The sequence below is a fragment of the Stenotrophomonas maltophilia genome, from assembly GCF_013464915.1.
Classification (GTDB): domain Bacteria; phylum Pseudomonadota; class Gammaproteobacteria; order Xanthomonadales; family Xanthomonadaceae; genus Stenotrophomonas; species Stenotrophomonas maltophilia_AT.
The window spans coordinates 1-17,347 of sequence record NZ_RAVT01000027.1; the positions used below are offsets into that span (position 1 = coordinate 1).

A 17,347-nucleotide genomic window follows, 5' to 3' on the forward strand; every position below is an offset into this window, starting at 1 on the left:
CCGGCGTGGGGACCCAAGCTACTTCACGGTCGAAAGACCTAGATCCACACGGTCGCCCACGCCGGGCTCTCGGCACCTAAAGTGCCAGATCGGCAAGAGATAAGATCCACGCCATGCGTGGATGGGAGCGTGCAGGACCCATCTGGGGTCAGAGCCCTGGCCTGCGGCAAGGGATCCGACCCCGAAACCGGGGCCTCACCCCACCCGGCGCAGGAACTCCTCGGCGTCCATCGGCCGCCCCAGGTGGTAGCCCTGCAACTGGTCACATCCCAGTTCGCTCAGGTACTCGCGCTGCGCCTGCGTCTCCACGCCTTCGGCCACCACCTGCAGCTGCAGGGTGCGGCCCAGCGCGATGATCGACGAGACGATGGCGGCATCTTCGGCGTTGCACTCCAGGTCGTGCACGAATGCACGGTCGATCTTCAGTTCGGTGGCGGGCATGCGCTTGAGATAAAGCAGGCTGGAATAGCCGGTGCCGAAATCGTCGATGGCAATGTGTACCCCCATCGCGGTCAGGTCGTTGAGGATCGCCAGGCTGGCGTCGACGTCCTTCATCGCGGTGGTCTCGGTGATCTCCAGGGTCAGGCACGCCGGTTCGATGCGGTGCCGCTCCAGTGCCTCGCGCACGCTGTCCAGCAGGGCCGGTGAGGAGAACTGCAGTGGCGACAGGTTCACCGCCATCGACCATTGGGAATGTCCGGCATCGTGCCACGCGCGCAGCTGCGCGCAGGCGCGGTCCAGTACCCAGTCGCCGATCGGCAGGATCAGGCCGCTGCGTTCGGCGATGGGAATGAACACATCCGGTGCCAGCAGGCCCAGCTCCGGGTGTTGCCAGCGCAGCAGGGCCTCGGCACCGGTGGCCGGTGCACCCGCCGCGGGGAACTTGGGCTGGTAATGCAGCACCAGTTCGTTGCGCGTCACGGCCTTGCGCAGGTCCTGCAGCAGGCGCAGCTGGCGGTTCGCGCTCAGCTGCATCGACGGCGTGAAGAAGGTATAGCCGTTCCGGCCGGTTTCCTTGGTGTGGTACATCGCCGCATCGGCGTGTGCCATCAGCTCGCGTTCGTTGCCGGCATCATCCGGATACAGGGCGATGCCGAGGCTGGCGCTGACCTGCAGTTCGGCCGCGTCCAGGGTGAACGGCTCGCCCGCGGCAGCGATGATGCGCTCGGCCACGACCACGGCATCGTCGGGAATATCGATGGCCAGCACGATCACGAACTCGTCGCCGCCGAGGCGGGCGAAGGTGTCCTGCGGGCGCAGCAGGCCGCCGATGCGCTGTGCCACCGCCACCAGCAGGCGGTCACCGAGCTGGTGGCCATAGGCATCATTGACCGCCTTGAAGCCGTCCAGGTCGCAGAACATCACCGCCACCGCATGGTTGCGGCGGCGCGCCTTCTCGATGGCCTGCTCGATGCGGTCCTGCAGCAGCATGCGATTGGGCAGCTGGGTCAGCGGGTCATGCAGCGCAGCCTGGATCAGCTTGTCATTGGCGTGCGCCAGCGAGTCGGCCAGCAGGCCGGTGCGCACGCGCATCTGCCGGTCGAACAGCGAGGCGACCAAGGCGATGCCCAGGGTGGCCACGGTGGTGACGATCACCAGCACCGCCAGCCACCGCGTATCGATGCCGCCACTGCCGACCGCGCCGCAGATGCTGCCCTCGGGGAAGCGTGCCGCGGCCATGCCGGTGTAGTGCATGCCAACGATGGCCAGGCCCATCACCAGCGAGGCGAGCAGTCGCAGGCGCGTGGTGTTGCGCTGCTCGGAACGCAGGCGGAATGCAATCCACAGCGCCGCACCGGCGGCACCGATGGCCACCGCGATCGAGGCGGCGAACCAGCCGGGGTGGTAGTCGATCCCCGGTTGCATGCGCATCGCGGCCATGCCCAGGTAGTGCATGGTGGCAATGCCCAGCCCCATCAGTACCGCGCCGGCCAGCAGCCGGCGCCAGGGCAGGCTGGGTCGCGACACCAGCCACAGTGCGTAGGCCGAAGCACCGATCGAGACCGCAAGCGAATACAGGGTGATGCCAAGGTCGTAGCCGACCGGGATCGGCAGGTCGAAGGCCAGCATGCCGATGAAGTGCATCGACCAGATGCCCAGGCCCATCGCCGCCGCGCCACCGGCCAGCCACCAGCGGGCCACGCGGCCCTCGGCCGTGGCCAGGCGTCCGGCCATGTCCAGCGCCGTGTACGAAGCAAGAATGGCCACCAGCAGGGAGATGATGACCAGGCTCTGACTGTAACTGCCAGTCATGTTGAATCCAGTGGGGGGAGGGAGGGGCGCCCGCAAGGCGCACGCCCGCGACCCCTATCGGCGCGGGTGGGCGGGACTTGAGCGGTCGCAGCACCTGCGACCCGGCTCGGCTATCCTGCCACGCCTGTTCCCGTTGCTGGAAATCATCCGATGGCAAAAGCCCGCACCGCCTACGTCTGCAATGAATGCGGCGCCGAATTCAGCAAGTGGCAGGGCCAATGCACCGAGTGCAACGCCTGGAACTCGCTGTCGGAAATCGTGCTGGAAAGCGCGGCGGCGGCCAAGGCACCGGCCTCGCGCCGGGCCGGCTGGGCCGGCAAGATCGATCCGCCGAAGATCACCGCACTGAAGGACGTGGAGCAGACCGAGCACCGCCGGGTCAGCACCGGCATCGGCGAATTCGATCGCGTGCTGGGTGGTGGCCTGGTCGAGGGAGCGGTGGTACTGGTCGGCGGCGACCCCGGCATCGGCAAGTCGACCCTGCTGCTGCAGGCGGTGGCGAAGATGGCGGCCGAACTGCCGGTGCTGTACGTCACCGGCGAGGAGTCGCTGGCGCAGGTGGCCGGCCGTGCGCACCGGCTGGAACTGCCACTGGATGGGGTCAACGCGCTGGCCGAGACCGGCGTCGAGTCGATCCTGCAGCATGCCTCCAGGGCGGGCCCGCGGCTGATCGTGGCCGATTCGGTGCAGACCCTGTGGACCGAGAGCCTGACCGCCGCGCCGGGTTCGGTCAGCCAGGTGCGCGAGAGCGCCGCGCGACTGGTGCGCTTTGCCAAGGAGACCGGCACCGCCGTGTTCCTGGTTGGCCACGTGACCAAGGAGGGCGGCATCGCCGGCCCGCGCGTGCTCGAGCACATGGTCGACGCGGTGCTGTACTTCGAAGGCGAGAGCGGCAGCCGCTTCCGTTTGCTGCGCGCGTTCAAGAACCGCTTCGGCGCGGTCAACGAACTGGGCGTGTTCGCGATGGGCGACAAGGGCCTGAAGGAAGTCTCCAACCCATCGGCGATCTTCCTTTCCGGTGGCAGTACCCACCAACCCGGCAGCTGCGTGATGGTCACCCGCGAGGGCACCCGGCCGCTGCTGGTTGAAGTGCAGGCGCTGGTGGATGCCTCGCCGCTGTCGAACCCGCGCCGTGTCGCCGTCGGCCTGGAGCAGAACCGCCTGGCCATGCTGCTGGCCGTGCTGCACCGTCATGGTGGCGTGCTGGTCGGCGACCAGGACGTGTTCGTCAATGTGGTCGGGGGTATCCGCGTACAGGAGACCGCAGCCGACCTGCCGGTGCTGCTGGCGGTGCTGTCCTCGCTGCAGGACCGGCCGCTGGCGGAAAAGACGATTGCGTTTGGCGAGGTTGGCCTGTCCGGTGAGATCCGCCCGGTGCCCAACGGCGAGGACCGCCTGCGCGAGGCCGCCACCCATGGTTTCAAGCGCGCCATCGTGCCCAAGGCCAACGCGCCCAAGGGCGGTTCGGTGAAGGGCATGGAAGTGATCGCGGTGGAACGCCTGTCCGAGGCCATCGACGCGGCGTAAACCCCGTTGCGTAGAGTCGAGCTTGCTCGACTGCCTTTCCGTAGAGCCGAGCCCATGCTCGGCTGCTTTTCCGCCAGGAGCAGCCGAGCACGGGCTCGGCTCTACAAAGAGCGAACAGCACCCGATGCAGTAACGGTCAGCTTCCCTGTGCTAGTTTTTCCCGCTCGACGAAGGCGCCCTCTGGCGGCTTTCCGCGCCCAGGAGTAAACGATTACATGCAGGACACCGCGCTCACCGCCCCCAACGCCGAAATCCGTCGTGCAGGGGTCGATCTCAATGGACTGATGACGGTGCTGGGCAAGCACCTGTATTCCACCCCGGTGGTGGCGCTGCGTGAGCTGGTGCAGAACGCGCACGACTCGATCATCCGCCGCCGCATCGAACAGCCCGGCATCGAAGTGCCATCGCGCATTTCGGTGCAGATTGATGCCGCAGCCGGCGTGCTGCGCATCATCGATACCGGCGCCGGCCTGACCCGCCAGGAGATCCATGACTACCTGGCGACCGTCGGCGTCGGCTACACCCGCGGCCTGCGCCAGGGCGGCGAGGACGATGAGGGCCTGATCGGCATGTTCGGCCTCGGCTTCCTGTCGGCCTTCGTGCTGGCGCGCCGGGTCAGCGTGCGCACCACCTCGTACCAGACGCCGGAACTGGGCCATCTGTATGTGTCCAGCAACGCCGAGCAGTACACCGTCAGCGAAGTGCCGGCACGCGCGGTCGGTACCGAGGTGGAACTGGAACTGCATGCGGACTTCCTGCCGCTGGCCAACGAGGCGCGCCTGCACGAGGTGCTGGGTCGCTACTGCGCGCTGCTGTCCGAGCCGATCTTCATCGGTGCTGCAGGCGAGGCGCTCAATCCCGAGCCGCCGCCGTGGCGCGGCCAGGGCGACGTCGCTGTGCATCCGGTGCAGGCGCGGCGCCAGGCGCTGCAGTTCGCGGCGCGCTTCGAGCACGATTTCGAGCCGATCGTCACCGTGCCGTTGCGCGCCGATGGCAGCAGTGATGCCACCGGCCTGCTGTGGGTGCAGGACGGTGCTACCTACGGCACCAGCGACAACCGCAACCTGTCGGTGTTCGTGCGCGGCATGCTGCTGGACGACGACGCCCGCGACCTGCTGCCGCCCTGGGCTGGTTTCATCGGTGGGGTGATCGAATCCTCGCGGCTGACGCCTACCGCCAGCCGCGAAGACCTGCAGCGCGACGACCAGTATCGCGCCGTGCAGCATGCACTGCTGGAAGCGCTGATCGATGGCCTGGCCGACGTCGCGCGGCAGCAGCCGGAAGCCTGGCGACGCGTTCTCACGCGCCACAATGAGGCCTTGCTGGGCGCAGCGCTGTGCGATGACCGCCTGTTCGACCTGCTGCTGGAACACGTGCGCGTGCCGACTTCGCAGGGCGACCTGCCGGCCAGTGCGTTGCCGGCGCGCGGTGCCGTGCACGTGATCCTCGACAATGGCGGCGGCTTCGAGGAAATGCTGTTCCGTGCGATGGGCGTGCCGGTGGCGCACGGCCATCGCTATGCGGTGGTGCCGTTCCTGCGGCGCTGGGCCCAGGCCAAGGGCCTGCGCCTGGTTGAACTCGGCACCGAGCAGGGCAACCGCGCGCTGTTCCGCACTGACGACAGCCTCGACGAGGCGCAGCTGGCATGGCTGCGCGAGCAGCTCGGCGATGGCGAACAATTGCTGCCGGCACGCTTCAGCCCGGAGGCATTGCCGGTGGTGGTGGTACCCGACCGCGAGGCCGAACTGAAGCAGCGCCTGGAAGACGACGAGAACGACAAGCGCGTTTCAATGGCGGCGCTGCGCCTGGCCCGGCAGTTCACCGCGCGCATCGAATCGCGTGCGCCGTCGCGGTTGTACCTCAACCTCGACAACCCGGCCGTGCAGGCGCTGTTGCGCGCCCAGCGCGAGGGCCATCCGCAGGCCGAGGCTGCAGCACGCCTGCTGCGTTCGCTGAAGATCATCGTCGCCGCGCAGGGCCGTCCGCTGGCCCGCGCGACCGCCACGCCAGGCCCGGATCTCAACGGCGCCTTCACCGATATCGCCGGTGCCCTGCAGCAGATGCTGCGCTGAGCACCGCCCCCTCTCATCCAGCCTTCGCTAGACAGGAGCACTTACCCCATGGACATCTGGAACTGGGTCGAAAAACTGCAGGGTGACCTGCGCCAGGCAGGCCAGGCGCAGAACGCGCACCTGCTGAACCGCCTCGCCGACGAGGTGAGCGAGCTGCGCGTCGACCGCGTCGACGCACTGCTGCCCGAGGCGCGTGCGCTGGGCAAGGCGCTCGACAACCCGTGGGTCGACGTCTACGTCGGCCACTGGGCGCTGCGCAACCGCGTCGGCAACCGCGTCGAAGGCGAGAGCGCGCTGGGCGAAGCCGTGGCGCTGTTCGAACGCGCGCATCGTGAGGACACGCTGGAGTGCCCGCAGTCGATCTGCGTGACCCAGGATCTGGCTGCCTGCTACGGCAACATCGATGGCCCGGGCTGGGTTCCCGAGCGCGTCGAGGTGTGTGATGAAACACTGGCTCGCATCGACCCGAGCTGGGCGTGCTTCCAGTGCCTGAGCTGCGAGAAGGCCGATGCACTGCTCGACGATGGCCGCGGCCAGGATGCGCTGGATTACCTGCAGGTGCAGTCCGATGCGATCGAGGCCTGCGGCAAGGAAGTTTTCGACAGCTTCCCGGAGATGCAGATCAAGATCCTGCTCGGCATGGGCCGCGCCGAAGAAGCCTTGGCACTGATCGAGAAGCGTGAGGCCGAAGTCGCCGCGTCCGGCGAGTACGAGCCGGCCAACTGCACGGTGCCGCGCCGCCTGTCCAAGGCCTGGGCGCTGGTGCAGCTCGGCCGCGACGAAGAAGCGCTGCAGCAGCTGGTGCCGTGGAATGAACTGACCCCGACCTATTGGCGGCTGTGGGCCAACACGGCCGCCGCCCTGTGCCAGCGTGATCCGTCGCGCAATACCTGGGACCTGGGCACGCGCTACACCACCATCATCGAGCACTTCGCGAAGGTTGGCTCGCACCGCCTGCTGATCGAAGTGGCCGCGCTGAGCCTGGAGCTGGCCCTGCAGCGCGGCGCACGCTGGGTGGCGCAGCGCCAGCTGGAGCTGGCGCGGACCCACCTGGCGCAGCTGCGCCAGGACCGCGGTGCCGCAGCGCTGGTGGCCAGCCTGGCCGCTCGCATCGATGCCTTGCCGGACGTGGCGCCGCTGCCGGTTCCGGCACCGGAACTGCTGGCCTGGCTGGAAGCACAGGGCGAGCAGAACCGGTCGCGTGATCCGGAGCGTGAGGCGCAGTGGCTGCTGCAGGCACAGCTGCAGCTGCCGGATGATGAAGCACTGGCCGAGATGGCTGCCTCGGCATTGGGCGCCTGTGGTGCGCAGGCGGAAGCGCGCGCGTTGCTGTGGCGTTTCGTGCGTGCGCACGCGCAGGATGATGGTCCGGCCGCGTATACGCTGATGCGCTGGCTGACCGAGCAGGGCGACGACGACGGGCTGCGCCAACTGGCTGAACTCTACCGGGGCAGCGTGCCGGTGTTCGCGCACTGGTGCGAGGTGCAGCGCGCCCGCCGCGTATCCGACTGGCCAGCGCTGGAGCAGGCCGCACAGGCATTGCTGGCCGCCTCGCCGGGTTCGCACGGCGCGCGTGGCACGCTGGCGCGCATGTACATGGAAACCGGCCGCTTCAGCGAGGCGCAGGCCTGCTATGCGCAGCTGGTGGAGCTGCTGGAAGAACCGAATGCCGCGCACTGGGACCACATGAGTGCGGCCAGCGCGGCGCAGGATTGGGACGCGGTGCGTCGCTCGGCGGCGGCGATCGGCATGGAGCTGTCCAGCCAGGACGGCGTGGTCGAAGAACCATGGGGCTGGGTGATCATCCGCAGCGAAGAGAACGGCGAGCCGATGGAGTACTACGCGCGCCGTAGTGGCCCGGTGACCGCACGCATCGTCGAGAACGCACCGGCCAACCGTGCCCAGCAGGTCGGTGACTGGGTGGTGTTCGACGCCGCGCTGGTGCACCCGGCGCCGGAGGAGGAAGAGGCTCGCGAGCACTTCATCCCAACCTATGCGCAGGTCCATGTGCTGGAACGCGGTGGTTTTGCCCGCAGCTGGCTGGTCGATGGTGCGCACCCCGGCGAAGAGGCCTGGAATGCCTTTGTCGAAGCCGCCGAGGCGCAGGGCTGGCAGGTGTGGTCGCATAGCCGCGCGGACTACACGGTGACCGATCCGGATAGGGAGGAGAGCACCCTGCCGGGCCTGCTGTTCACCGTCGCCCAGCCGCAGGACCATGCGCCGCTGGCGCTGCACCGCTTCCTGCAGCAGGAGACCGCGAAGTGGCTGTATCCGCATTGCTGGCTGCGATTGGCCGAGGCCTGCGACCAGGATCAACAGCCGCACCTGGACGTGATCGAGCGCTACGGGCTGTAAGTAGAGCCGAGCCTGCGCTCGGCTTATGCTGGAACGCAGCCGAGCATGGGCTCGGCTCTACAACAGATCGCCATCACGACCAACGGGACTGGACATGCGAAAGACAAGGATGTTGATGATTGCCGGGCTGCTGCTGGCCCCCACCGTGCAGGCGGCACCTGCCTGCCAGGAGCCTGCCGCCATGGCCCGCGCCTTCTACGAGGCGACGACCGGCAACGGTGATCTGCTGGAGCCGCCGGCCACACTGGTCAGCCCGGCCTTCGGCAAGGCACTGCGTGGCGAACGCGCCTGCCAACAGCGCGAAGAAGGCATCTGCACGATCGATTCCGATCCGTGGCTGGATGCGCAGGACGGCGACATCGACACCCCGGTGCGTTACAGCTGGAAAGAGGCCTCAGCCACCGCCGGCCAGGTCGAGATGCGCTATTCGGTATGGAAGAAGGCCTACGTGACCCGCCTGCCGATGGTGCGCCAGGCGCAGGGCTGCTGGCAGGTCGATGACATCCTCACCAACAGCGGTCGTTCGGTGCGCAAGATCCTGGCCCAGCCGGTGCCTTGACCTTCTGCGGCGTCCACGCATGGCGTGCTCCTGTTGCCGGCCAGCGGCCGGCACTACCAGGGTGGGTGCCGACCGTGGGTCGGCACGCTGCTATCGCGTATGCCCGAACACCAGCTCGATCACGAACTGGCTGCCGAAGAACGCCAGCAGCAGCAACAGCATCGCCACCAGCGTCCAGTGCACCGCCTTCATGCCGCGCCAGCCGTAGCGCCGGCGGCCGATCAGCAGCACGCCGAACACGATCCACGACAGCACGCTCAGCACGGTCTTGTGCACCAGCTTCTGTGCCAGCAGGTCGTCGACAAACAGCACGCCGGTGACCAGGGTCAGGGTGAGCAGCGCGAAGCCGACGGTGATCACCCGGAACAGCAGCGATTCGAGGTCGGCCAGCGGCGGCAGGGCACGCAGCCAAGGGCGGAACTCACGGCGGCGCAGGGCACGTTCCTGCAGCCACAGCATGATCGCCAGCAGCGCGGCGATGCTCAACGTCGCGTAGGCCAGCAGCGCCAGCCAGGCATGGCTGGCCAGGCGCCAGCCCAGCACTTTGCTCGGTTCGTGGCCGTAGCCGTGGTAGGCCAGCAGCAGCACGGCAGCCAGCGGGAACACCACCACGCCCAGCGCCGACATCCGCCCGCGCGCGCCGACCAGCGAGGTCAGCCAGGCCATGCCCAGGCCGACCAGCGACAATGCGGCGAAGAAGTGCATGTCCGGCCCGCCGGTGGTGCGCATCGCCACCATCGCGTGGTAGCCGCCATGCAGCAGCATGGCCGGCAGGGCCGGCCACAGCCAGGTGGGCGCGCCAGAGGTTCCATCGCGGCCGAGCGCACGCACCAGCAGGGCACTGGCAGCCAGGTACAGCAGGACGGCGATGAGAACGATTGTCATCGTTGCAGTTTCGCATACCCCCGCGGTGGTGGCGACGGCCGCGGCGTCGCAGCCCGGGGGCAGGGGCGGACCCGTTATACTCTTTGCCTTATTGTCCCCCGCTTTCAGACAGGTTGCGCCGCATGTTCGAGTCCCTGACCCAGCGCCTTTCCGGCACCATCGAGCGCCTGCGTGGCCGTGGCCGCCTGACCGAGGAGAACATCCGCGAGGCGACCCGCGAGGTCCGCATCGCGCTGCTTGAAGCCGACGTCGCGCTGCCGGTGGTGCAGGCCCTGATCGAGCGCATCAAGGTGCGCGCGGTCGGCCAGGAAGTGCTGAAGTCGCTGACCCCGGGCCAGGCCCTGATCAAGGTCGTGCGCGACGAGCTGACCGCGGTGATGGGCGCCGAGGCCAGCGACCTGAACCTCAACGTTCCGGCCCCGGCCATCATCCTGATGGCAGGCCTGCAGGGCGCCGGCAAGACCACCACGGTGGGCAAGCTGGCCAAGCACCTGAAGGAAAAGCGCAAGAAGAAGGTGATGGTGGTCTCGGCGGACGTCTACCGCCCGGCCGCGATCGAGCAGCTGAAGACCCTGGCCGAGCAGGTCGGCGTGCTGTTCTTCCCGTCCAGCGCCGACCAGAAGCCGGAAGCGATCGTGCGCGCCGCCATCGACGATGCGCGCAAGTCGTTCGTGGACGTGCTGCTGGTCGATACCGCCGGCCGCCTGGCCATCGACGAAGCGATGATGGCCGAGATCAAGGCCCTGCACGCGGCGGTGAACCCGGCCGAAACCCTGTTCGTGGTCGATGCCATGACCGGCCAGGATGCGGCCAATACCGCCAAGGCCTTCGGCGACGCGCTGCCGCTGACCGGCGTGGTGCTGACCAAGACCGACGGTGACGCCCGTGGCGGTGCCGCGCTGAGCGTGCGCTACATCACCGGCAAGCCGATCAAGTTCGTCGGTGTCAGCGAAAAGCCGGAAGGCCTGGACGTGTTCCACCCGGACCGTATCGCCAGCCGCATCCTGGACATGGGCGACGTGCTGTCGCTGGTCGAGCAGGTCGAGCAGCAGGTCGACAAGGACAAGGCCGCCAAGCTGGCCGAGAAGGTCGCCAAGGGCAAGAAATTCGACCTGAACGACATGCGTGACCAGCTTGAGCAGATGCAGAACATGGGCGGCATCGGCGGCCTGATGGACAAGCTGCCGGGCCTGGGCAACATCCCCGACCATCTGAAGCAGCAGGTCAGCCAGGGCAAGGAAGTGCCGCGCATGATCGCCATCATCGGCTCGATGACCAAGAAGGAACGGCGCAACCCGAACCTGCTCAATGGCTCGCGCCGCGCGCGCATCGCCAAGGGCTCGGGCGTGACCCCGGCCGACGTCAACAAGCTCATGAAGCAGTACATGCAGATGGAAAAGATGATGAGCAAGATGGCCGGCGGCGGCATGAAGGGCATGCTGCGCAGCATGAAAGGCATGATGGGTGCCATGGGTGGCCGCGGCATGCCGTTCCGTTGATCGACGTGAGGGCCGAACGCAGGTGCCGGGATCGGCACTTGCGTGCCCCGGTCCGTATTGCTTGACTACCTTCCGTATCTGACAAGGGAATGTTCATGAACAAAGTGATCGTGGTGATGGTCCTGGCCCTGGGCCTGGCCGCATGCAAGGACGACACCTCGGTGTCGCAGAAGGCTGGCAGTGCCATCAGTGGCACGGCGGCTGATTTCGTTGCGGGCCTGGGCGAGGGCGTGGACAAGCGCATGAACGTGACGCTGCAGGCTGATCCGGGCCTGGCCGCACATGGCCTGACCGTGACCCTGGGCAAGAGCCGCGGCATGGGTTCCAAGGAAGCAGCGGTGTATGTGGTGGCCGACAAGGCCTTCAAGGGCAAGCTGGTGGCGCGCGCGCTGGACGCCGACGGCACCGAGATCGGCCGTGCAGCGGCCGAGGTGGAGTTCGCCGCAGACGACGCGCGCTACGTGACCTTCCAGTTCAACGAGGAAATGGACAGCCAGCTGGTGCGCACCTACGCGGTGGTGGCGCGCTGATCCCTGCGCGACCGGATCCACGGATCCGGTCGCGGCGACTGGCGTATGCTGGGTGGTGACTTCTCCCACAGGTATGTCGCGTGAACGCATCGCCGATTCTTGAACGCGCCGACACCTTCTGTCGGCGTTTTTCATTGCAGCTTCCGGTCCTGCTGGCGCCGATGGCCGGCGCCTGCCCCGTACCGTTGTCGGTTGCGCTGGCCAACGCCGGCAGCATGGGCGCGATGGGCGCGGTGCTGTCGTCGTCGGCCGATATCGGTCGTTGGATGGACGATTTCCGCGCCGCTTCGACCGGCCCGGCGCAGGTGAACCTGTGGGTGCCGGACCCGGCACCGACCCGTGATGTCGCCGCCGAAGCTGCAAGCCGCGCCTTCCTCGCGCAGTGGGGCCCGGACGTGCCAGCCAGCGCCGCCGATGCCACGCCCGCCGATTTCGAAGAACAGTTCGCCGCGCTGCTGGCCGCACGGCCGGCGGTGGCCTCGACCATCATGGGCGTGCTGCTGCCGCGCCACGTGCAGCAGTTGAAGGATGCCGGCATTGCCTGGATTGCCTGTGCGACCACGTTGTCTGAAGCACGCGCGGCGCAGGATGCCGGCGCCGATGCCGTGGTGGCGCAGGGTGTGGAAGCGGGTGGGCATCGTGGTTCATTCGATCCGGCGATGGCCGAGCGCCAGCTGGTGGGCCTGTTCGCGCTGCTGCCGCGCTTGGCTGATCAGCTGACGATTCCGGTGATTGCTGCCGGTGGCATCGCCGATGGTCGCGGCATCGCTGCGGCGCTCACGTTGGGTGCCAGTGCCGTGCAGATCGGCACCGCGTTCCTGCGCACGCCGGAAGCGGCGATCGCTTCGGCGTGGGCCGATGGGCTGGCCGCCAGCGAACCGGAAGACACCTGGCCGACCCGTGCGTTCAGTGGTCGCTTGGGTCGTGGCCTGGCCACGCCTTATGTGCGCGCCGCCGCTGCGGAAGGTGCCCCGGCGCCGCGTCCGTACCCGGTGCAGCGCGGCCTGACCGCGCCGATGCGCAGGCAGGCCGTGCAGGAAAATCGACTGGCCGCGATGCAGGCCTGGGCCGGGCAGTCGGCGTGGATGGCGCCGGCAGAGCCCGCTGCCGAAGTGCTGCGCGGTATGTGGAACCAGGCGCAGGCGCTGCTGCGATGACGGTGACCTGCAACGGCCAGCCGGCGCAGGTGGAGGATCTGCTGCCCGCGCTGGTGAATTACGGCCATTTCACCTCGCTGCAGGTGCGCGACCGCGCCGTGCAGGGGCTGGGCCTGCATCTGGCGCGGCTGTCGCAGGCGACGCGGGAGCTGTTCGGCAGCGCGCTGGACACGGTGCAGGTACAGGCCTGGATGGTGCAGGCATTGCAGCAGGCCGGTCTTGCCGATGCCTCGCTGCGGATCACGGTGTACTCGCGCCGGTTCGATTTCCGCAATCCGCTGGCGGCGGTGCCGGTGGATGTGTTGGTGGCGGTGTCTGCGCCGGTGGCGCTGAGTGCACCCAAGCGCGTGCGCAGCGTGGCCTGGCAGCGTGAACTGCCGCAGATCAAGCATGTGGGTACCTTCGGCCTGTTTGCCGAGCGTCGTGCGGCGATGGCGGAAGGATTCGACGATGTGCTGTTCGTGACCGCCGATGGCGACGTGAGTGAAGGCAGCACCTGGAACCTGGCCGTTCACGATGGTGAGCGTCTGCTCTGGCCGCAGGCGCCGGCCCTGCGCGGGACCGCCGAGACGCTGTTGAAGCAGCACTGGCCTGGGCCGCAGCTGACGCGGCCGTTGGCACTGGCTGAACTGGATAGGGTGAAGGCCGCTTTTGCCTGCAACGCCAGCGGCCTGTGGGCGCTGGAGGCCATCGACAGGCATGTCCTGCCCGGCTCGCAGGCACTGGCTGAACAGGGCAGGGCGGTGCTGGCGGCGGTGCCTTGGGACGGTTTGGGGTCGGAACCCTTTTGCGTCGCAAAAGGGTTCTGACCCCGGGCGAGCCCCCGGGGTTGGCTCGGCCGGGCTCTGCCGCTATAATCGCCCGCTTACCTCGCCATCCTGGCGACTGGGCAATAGGAAAAACACCATGGTCAAGATTCGACTGACCCGCGGCGGCGCCAAGAAGCGTCCGTTCTACCACATCATCGTGACCGACGTGCGCAGCGCGCGCGACGGCCGCAACATCGAGCGCGTTGGTTTCTACAACCCGGTCGCCCAGGGCGGCGAGAAGCGCATCGAGCTGGACCTGGCCCGCGTTGACCATTGGGTCAAGAACGGCGCCCAGCCGACCGACAAGGTCCGCAACCTGATCAAGGAAGCGACCAAGTCCCAGGCCGCTGCGGCCTGATCCTGACGGGCCACGCTTCGGCGTGGCCCTCTTGGTTGAAGCAGATGAAAGATATCGAGCGCCGCATCCTGCTGGGCAGGGTTGTCGGCGCTTTTGGTGTGCGCGGCGAGATCAAGCTCGAGTCCTGGACCGAGCCACGTTCCGCCATTTTCCGTTACCAGCCGTGGATCGTGCGCAGCCCGTCCGGCGTGGAAACCACGATTGAAGGTGTACGCGGCCGCGACAGCGGCAAGCACCTGGTCGCCCGTTTCCCCGGCGTCGAGGACCGCGATACCGTCGAAGCGATGCACGGCACCGAGATCTACGTGGCCCGCAGTGCCTTGCCGCCGCCGAAACCCGATGAGTACTACTGGGTGGACCTGGAAGGCCTGGACGTGAAGACCACCGAGGGCGTTGCCCTGGGCCAGGTCTCGCACCTGTTCAGCACTGGCGCCAACGACGTGGTGGTGGTCCGGGGTGACCGCGAGCGGATGATTCCGTTCGTGCAGCCGGACTTCGTCAAATCCGTCGACTTCGAGGCCAACCTGGTCGTGGTCGACTGGGATCCCGAGTTCTGAGTGTGAGCATGCGTTTCGACGTCATCACCCTGTTCCCCGAGTTCCTCGCCCAGTCCGCTGGACTGGGCGTGGTCGGGCGCGCGCAGGAGAAGGGGTTGTTCAGCCTGCATGGCTGGAACCCCCGTGATTACGCCGAAGGCAACTACCGCCGGGTGGATGACCGTCCGTTCGGCGGTGGCCCCGGTATGGTGATGCTGATCGAGCCACTGCAGGCCTGCCTGCAGGCGATCCGTGATGCCGATCCGACCCCGGCGCGGGTGATCTACCTCAGCCCGCAGGGTGCGCCGCTGACCCAGGCCAAGGTGCGGGAACTGGCGGCACTGCCGCGCATGGTCCTGCTCTGCGGCCGCTACGAGGGCATCGACGAGCGTTTCCTGGAAGCCAATGTCGACGAGGAGATTTCCCTCGGCGACTATGTGCTGTCCGGCGGCGAACTGGGCGCGGCGGTCATCATCGATGCCGTGGCCCGCCTGCAGGACGGGGCCCTGAACGACGCCGAATCGGCCGCCCAGGACAGCTTCGAAGGTGACCTGGGCCTGCTCGACTGCCCGCACTACAGCCAGCCGGCCCAGCACCCGCTGGGTGACGTGCCGGACGTGCTGCGCTCGGGCAACCATGCGGCCATCGCCGCCTGGCGCCGCCAGCAGTCGCTGGTCCGTACCGCCCAGCGGCGCCCGGACCTGCTGGATGAACAGGCGCTGGGCAAGGCCGACCGCAAACTGCTGGACCAGGCCCGCCGGGCCCCGGAACAGAAGGCCGACCCCTAGCGCAGGGCCGGCTTTATCGGCTATCATGGCCAATTACCGCCAGCCTCGGCCGGCGCGCGCAGTACCCACAACAAACGTGCAGCACAGTCCGGTGACTGCATGAGCCTACGTTGTCGACACGACACGCCCACCCGAACAAGAATCGGTGTAACCCATGAGCAAGCTGAACAAGTCCATCGTCGCGGAATTCGAATCCGCCCAGATCACCCGTGAACTGCCGAAGTTCAGCCAGGGCGACACCGTTGTCGTCAACGTGAAGGTGAAGGAAGGCAGCCGCGAGCGCGTGCAGGCCTACGAAGGCGTCGTCATCGCCACCAAGAACGCCGGCCTGAACTCCTCGTTCACCGTGCGCAAGATCTCGCACGGCTACGGCGTCGAGCGCGTTTTCCAGACCCACAGCGCCATCATCGACTCGGTCGAAGTGAAGCGTCGTGGTAAGGTCCGCGCCGGCAAGCTGTACTACCTGCGTGGCCTGGAAGGCAAGGCTGCCCGCATCAAGGAAGACCTGGCTGCCGCTGCTGCCGCCAAGGCTGCCCGTCTGGCCGAAAAGGCCTGATAAACAACTTCGGTTGTTGCCGCGACGGCCACCTTCGGGTGGCCGTTTGCGTTTCCGGCATCGCATCGGCCAGGATCAGGTGATGAACGACATCAACCCGCGCTATCCCGCCGTGATCCAGGCGGCATTGCGCTTCCTCGACGGCAAGGGGCTGGCGCGCGTGCAGTCGGCGCCGCTGCTGCACCGACTGCTGTGGCGCCTGGGCATTGCCCTGCCGCCACCGATCCTGGCCGGCTTCGGCATCAATGCGCTGGTGCAGGGCCTGCTGTTCGGGTTGTTCTGGACCGCGCTGATGTGGCTGATGCTGTGGCAGGGCAGTGAGCGTCCGCTGGCCTTGCTGCTGTTGGCCGGGCTGTTGGCCGGTGCGCTGTTCGGCGTGGTGATGGCGGCCCTGATGCGCTCGCTGCGCCGTCACCGCAAGCTGCCGGAGTGGCGAGCCTTCCGGGCGCGGCAGGCGGACTGAGCCGATGGCGCACTGCGCCGTGACCGCCCGGTACAGGCCGCGCTAGGCTGCGGTGTCATTCCGATGGACGTGCCGTGCGATGCCCGCCAAGCGAACCGCACCCTCCGCCGCCCCCACGCTGCTGTCCGGCGGCAACCCGCAGATAGCCAAGGGCGAGGGCAATGCCCCGGTGCAGGCCTACATTGCCGCCATGCCTGGCTGGAAACGTCCGATCGGCGAACAGCTGGATGCGTTGATCGAACAGGCCGTACCCGGCGTGCACAAGGCGGTGAAGTGGAACTCGCCGATGTACGCGGTGGCCAGGGGCGAAGGCTGGTTCCTCAGTTTCCATTGCTTCACCCGCTACATAAAGGTCGCCTTCTTCCGTGGCGCTGCGCTGAGGCCGGTGCCGCCGGAATCGTCCAAAAGTGCCGATACGCGTTACCTGCACATCGAGCAGGATGGTGTGCGGGATGAGGCACAGTTCCTCGACTGGGTGCGCCAGGCAGCCGCATTGCCTGGCGAACGCATGTAAGTCCACCGTTACGATCTCCTTGCCGACGAGAACCGCTGATGGCCACCCATTCGCCTGATCCCGCCGACGCGGGCACTCCTGCCTCCACCCTGATCGACGCCCGTATCGCCGAATTGGGCGACTGGCGTGGCCAGACACTGGCGCGCGTGCGTGCATTGATCCATGAGGCGCTGCCGGACGTGCAGGAAACCTGGAAATGGCGGGGCACGCCGGTGTGGGAGCACAACGGCATCCTGTGCACCGGCGAAACCTACAAGCAGGCGGTGAAGCTGACCTTCGCCAACGGTGCGGCGCTGGCCGATCCGAAGGGCCTGTTCAACGCCAGCCTGGACGGCAATACGCGGCGTGCGATCGACATCCATGAAGGTGCGATGCCGAATGCCACGGCGTTGAAGGCGTTGCTGCGGGAAGCAGCGAAGTTCAACGCTGCCAAAAAGAAGAAGCGGTAGAGCCGGCCGCTGGCCGGCTGCGCGATGCTTCCGCAGA

17 protein-coding genes are annotated in these 17,347 nt (G+C 67.6%); 15 read left to right on the forward strand and 2 right to left on the reverse strand.

All coding sequences use genetic code 11. The annotated features are described in order from the left end of the window. Window positions 1-195 precede the first annotated feature (195 nt). Window positions 196-2,253 carry a putative bifunctional diguanylate cyclase/phosphodiesterase gene (locus tag D7T59_RS09955; protein WP_180852126.1) on the reverse strand — a complete coding sequence of 686 codons (2,058 nt, stop codon included), beginning with the start codon at window positions 2,251-2,253 and terminating at the stop codon, window positions 196-198. Window positions 2,254-2,403: 150 nt separating this feature from the next. Here D7T59_RS09955 and radA point away from each other — a divergent pair, with 150 nt between their 5' ends. From radA to D7T59_RS09975, 4 genes are all read left to right on the forward strand, one after another. After that, window positions 2,404-3,780, forward strand: coding sequence for a DNA repair protein RadA (radA, locus tag D7T59_RS09960; protein WP_005408586.1), 1,377 nt, complete (start codon window positions 2,404-2,406; stop codon window positions 3,778-3,780). Window positions 3,781-3,995: 215 nt separating this feature from the next. Next, complete coding sequence (locus tag D7T59_RS09965) at window positions 3,996-5,852, forward strand: ATP-binding protein (RefSeq protein ID WP_180852128.1); 1,857 nt, start codon at window positions 3,996-3,998, stop codon at window positions 5,850-5,852. A 48-nt stretch (window positions 5,853-5,900) separates the two neighbouring features. Further along, window positions 5,901-8,207, forward strand: a complete 2,307-nt coding sequence (locus tag D7T59_RS09970) for a tetratricopeptide repeat protein (RefSeq protein WP_180852130.1) — start codon at window positions 5,901-5,903, stop codon at window positions 8,205-8,207. Window positions 8,208-8,301: 94 nt separating this feature from the next. Then, window positions 8,302-8,766 carry a YqhG/Tai3 family protein gene (locus D7T59_RS09975; protein WP_180852132.1) on the forward strand — a complete coding sequence of 155 codons (465 nt, stop codon included), beginning with the start codon at window positions 8,302-8,304 and terminating at the stop codon, window positions 8,764-8,766. A 90-nt stretch (window positions 8,767-8,856) separates the two neighbouring features. Here D7T59_RS09975 and D7T59_RS09980 read toward each other — a convergent pair whose 3' ends face one another. Then, window positions 8,857-9,651: a cytochrome C assembly family protein gene (locus D7T59_RS09980; RefSeq protein ID WP_180852134.1), complete on the reverse strand. Its 795-nt coding sequence runs from the start codon at window positions 9,649-9,651 to the stop codon at window positions 8,857-8,859. A gap of 122 nt (window positions 9,652-9,773) precedes the next feature. Between D7T59_RS09980 and ffh the strand changes: the two genes are divergently transcribed. The 11 genes from ffh (at window position 9,774) to D7T59_RS10035 (ending at window position 17,310) form a co-directional block, all read left to right on the forward strand. After that, window positions 9,774-11,150, forward strand: coding sequence for a signal recognition particle protein (gene ffh / locus D7T59_RS09985; protein WP_014036403.1), 1,377 nt, complete (start codon window positions 9,774-9,776; stop codon window positions 11,148-11,150). Between the two features lie 95 nt (window positions 11,151-11,245). Further along, the gene (locus D7T59_RS09990; protein ID WP_180852136.1) at window positions 11,246-11,680 is read left to right on the forward strand and encodes a hypothetical protein; all 435 of its coding nucleotides are present in this window, start codon (window positions 11,246-11,248) and stop codon (window positions 11,678-11,680) included. 80 nt (window positions 11,681-11,760) lie between these two features. Further along, window positions 11,761-12,837 carry a nitronate monooxygenase gene (locus D7T59_RS09995; RefSeq protein WP_180852137.1) on the forward strand — a complete coding sequence of 359 codons (1,077 nt, stop codon included), beginning with the start codon at window positions 11,761-11,763 and terminating at the stop codon, window positions 12,835-12,837. Next, window positions 12,834-13,646 (forward strand): aminotransferase class IV family protein, encoded by an 813-nt coding sequence (locus D7T59_RS10000; protein WP_180852139.1) that lies wholly within the window; start codon window positions 12,834-12,836, stop codon window positions 13,644-13,646. The genes D7T59_RS09995 and D7T59_RS10000 overlap by 4 nt, the downstream gene beginning before the upstream one ends. A gap of 97 nt (window positions 13,647-13,743) precedes the next feature. After that, the gene (rpsP, locus tag D7T59_RS10005; RefSeq protein ID WP_005408594.1) at window positions 13,744-14,004 is read left to right on the forward strand and encodes a 30S ribosomal protein S16; all 261 of its coding nucleotides are present in this window, start codon (window positions 13,744-13,746) and stop codon (window positions 14,002-14,004) included. A 44-nt stretch (window positions 14,005-14,048) separates the two neighbouring features. After that, the gene (gene rimM / locus D7T59_RS10010; protein ID WP_010483256.1) at window positions 14,049-14,561 is read left to right on the forward strand and encodes a ribosome maturation factor RimM; all 513 of its coding nucleotides are present in this window, start codon (window positions 14,049-14,051) and stop codon (window positions 14,559-14,561) included. 8 nt (window positions 14,562-14,569) lie between these two features. Then, window positions 14,570-15,328 carry a tRNA (guanosine(37)-N1)-methyltransferase TrmD gene (gene trmD, locus D7T59_RS10015; RefSeq protein WP_180852140.1) on the forward strand — a complete coding sequence of 253 codons (759 nt, stop codon included), beginning with the start codon at window positions 14,570-14,572 and terminating at the stop codon, window positions 15,326-15,328. Window positions 15,329-15,482: 154 nt separating this feature from the next. Further along, window positions 15,483-15,884 carry a 50S ribosomal protein L19 gene (gene rplS / locus D7T59_RS10020; protein WP_005408597.1) on the forward strand — a complete coding sequence of 134 codons (402 nt, stop codon included), beginning with the start codon at window positions 15,483-15,485 and terminating at the stop codon, window positions 15,882-15,884. 82 nt (window positions 15,885-15,966) lie between these two features. Next, complete coding sequence (locus D7T59_RS10025) at window positions 15,967-16,347, forward strand: DUF6404 family protein (protein ID WP_180852141.1); 381 nt, start codon at window positions 15,967-15,969, stop codon at window positions 16,345-16,347. A 79-nt stretch (window positions 16,348-16,426) separates the two neighbouring features. Then, window positions 16,427-16,861, forward strand: a complete 435-nt coding sequence (locus D7T59_RS10030; RefSeq protein WP_180852143.1) for a DUF1801 domain-containing protein — start codon at window positions 16,427-16,429, stop codon at window positions 16,859-16,861. 38 nt (window positions 16,862-16,899) lie between these two features. Beyond that, window positions 16,900-17,310, forward strand: coding sequence for a DUF1801 domain-containing protein (locus tag D7T59_RS10035; protein WP_180852145.1), 411 nt, complete (start codon window positions 16,900-16,902; stop codon window positions 17,308-17,310). Window positions 17,311-17,347 lie beyond the last annotated feature (37 nt).

Bases quoted from the DNA above. Each gene is read 5' to 3' on its own strand.
- D7T59_RS09965 (WP_180852128.1), top strand. From the start codon at position 3,996: ATGCAGGACACCGCGCTCACCGCCCCCAACGCCGAAATCCGTCGTGCA.
- D7T59_RS10025 (WP_180852141.1), top strand. From the start codon at position 15,967: ATGAACGACATCAACCCGCGCTATCCCGCCGTGATCCAGGCGGCATTG.
- rplS (WP_005408597.1), top strand. From the start codon at position 15,483: ATGAGCAAGCTGAACAAGTCCATCGTCGCGGAATTCGAATCCGCCCAG.
- D7T59_RS10000 (WP_180852139.1), top strand. From the start codon at position 12,834: ATGACGGTGACCTGCAACGGCCAGCCGGCGCAGGTGGAGGATCTGCTG.
- D7T59_RS10035 (WP_180852145.1), top strand. From the start codon at position 16,900: ATGGCCACCCATTCGCCTGATCCCGCCGACGCGGGCACTCCTGCCTCC.
- D7T59_RS09980 (WP_180852134.1), bottom strand. From the start codon at position 9,651: ATGACAATCGTTCTCATCGCCGTCCTGCTGTACCTGGCTGCCAGTGCC.
- rimM (WP_010483256.1), top strand. From the start codon at position 14,049: ATGAAAGATATCGAGCGCCGCATCCTGCTGGGCAGGGTTGTCGGCGCT.
- D7T59_RS09975 (WP_180852132.1), top strand. From the start codon at position 8,302: ATGCGAAAGACAAGGATGTTGATGATTGCCGGGCTGCTGCTGGCCCCC.
- radA (WP_005408586.1), top strand. From the start codon at position 2,404: ATGGCAAAAGCCCGCACCGCCTACGTCTGCAATGAATGCGGCGCCGAA.
- D7T59_RS09990 (WP_180852136.1), top strand. From the start codon at position 11,246: ATGAACAAAGTGATCGTGGTGATGGTCCTGGCCCTGGGCCTGGCCGCA.
- ffh (WP_014036403.1), top strand. From the start codon at position 9,774: ATGTTCGAGTCCCTGACCCAGCGCCTTTCCGGCACCATCGAGCGCCTG.
- D7T59_RS09970 (WP_180852130.1), top strand. From the start codon at position 5,901: ATGGACATCTGGAACTGGGTCGAAAAACTGCAGGGTGACCTGCGCCAG.
- D7T59_RS10030 (WP_180852143.1), top strand. From the start codon at position 16,427: ATGCCCGCCAAGCGAACCGCACCCTCCGCCGCCCCCACGCTGCTGTCC.
- rpsP (WP_005408594.1), top strand. From the start codon at position 13,744: ATGGTCAAGATTCGACTGACCCGCGGCGGCGCCAAGAAGCGTCCGTTC.
- D7T59_RS09955 (WP_180852126.1), bottom strand. From the start codon at position 2,253: ATGACTGGCAGTTACAGTCAGAGCCTGGTCATCATCTCCCTGCTGGTG.
- trmD (WP_180852140.1), top strand. From the start codon at position 14,570: ATGCGTTTCGACGTCATCACCCTGTTCCCCGAGTTCCTCGCCCAGTCC.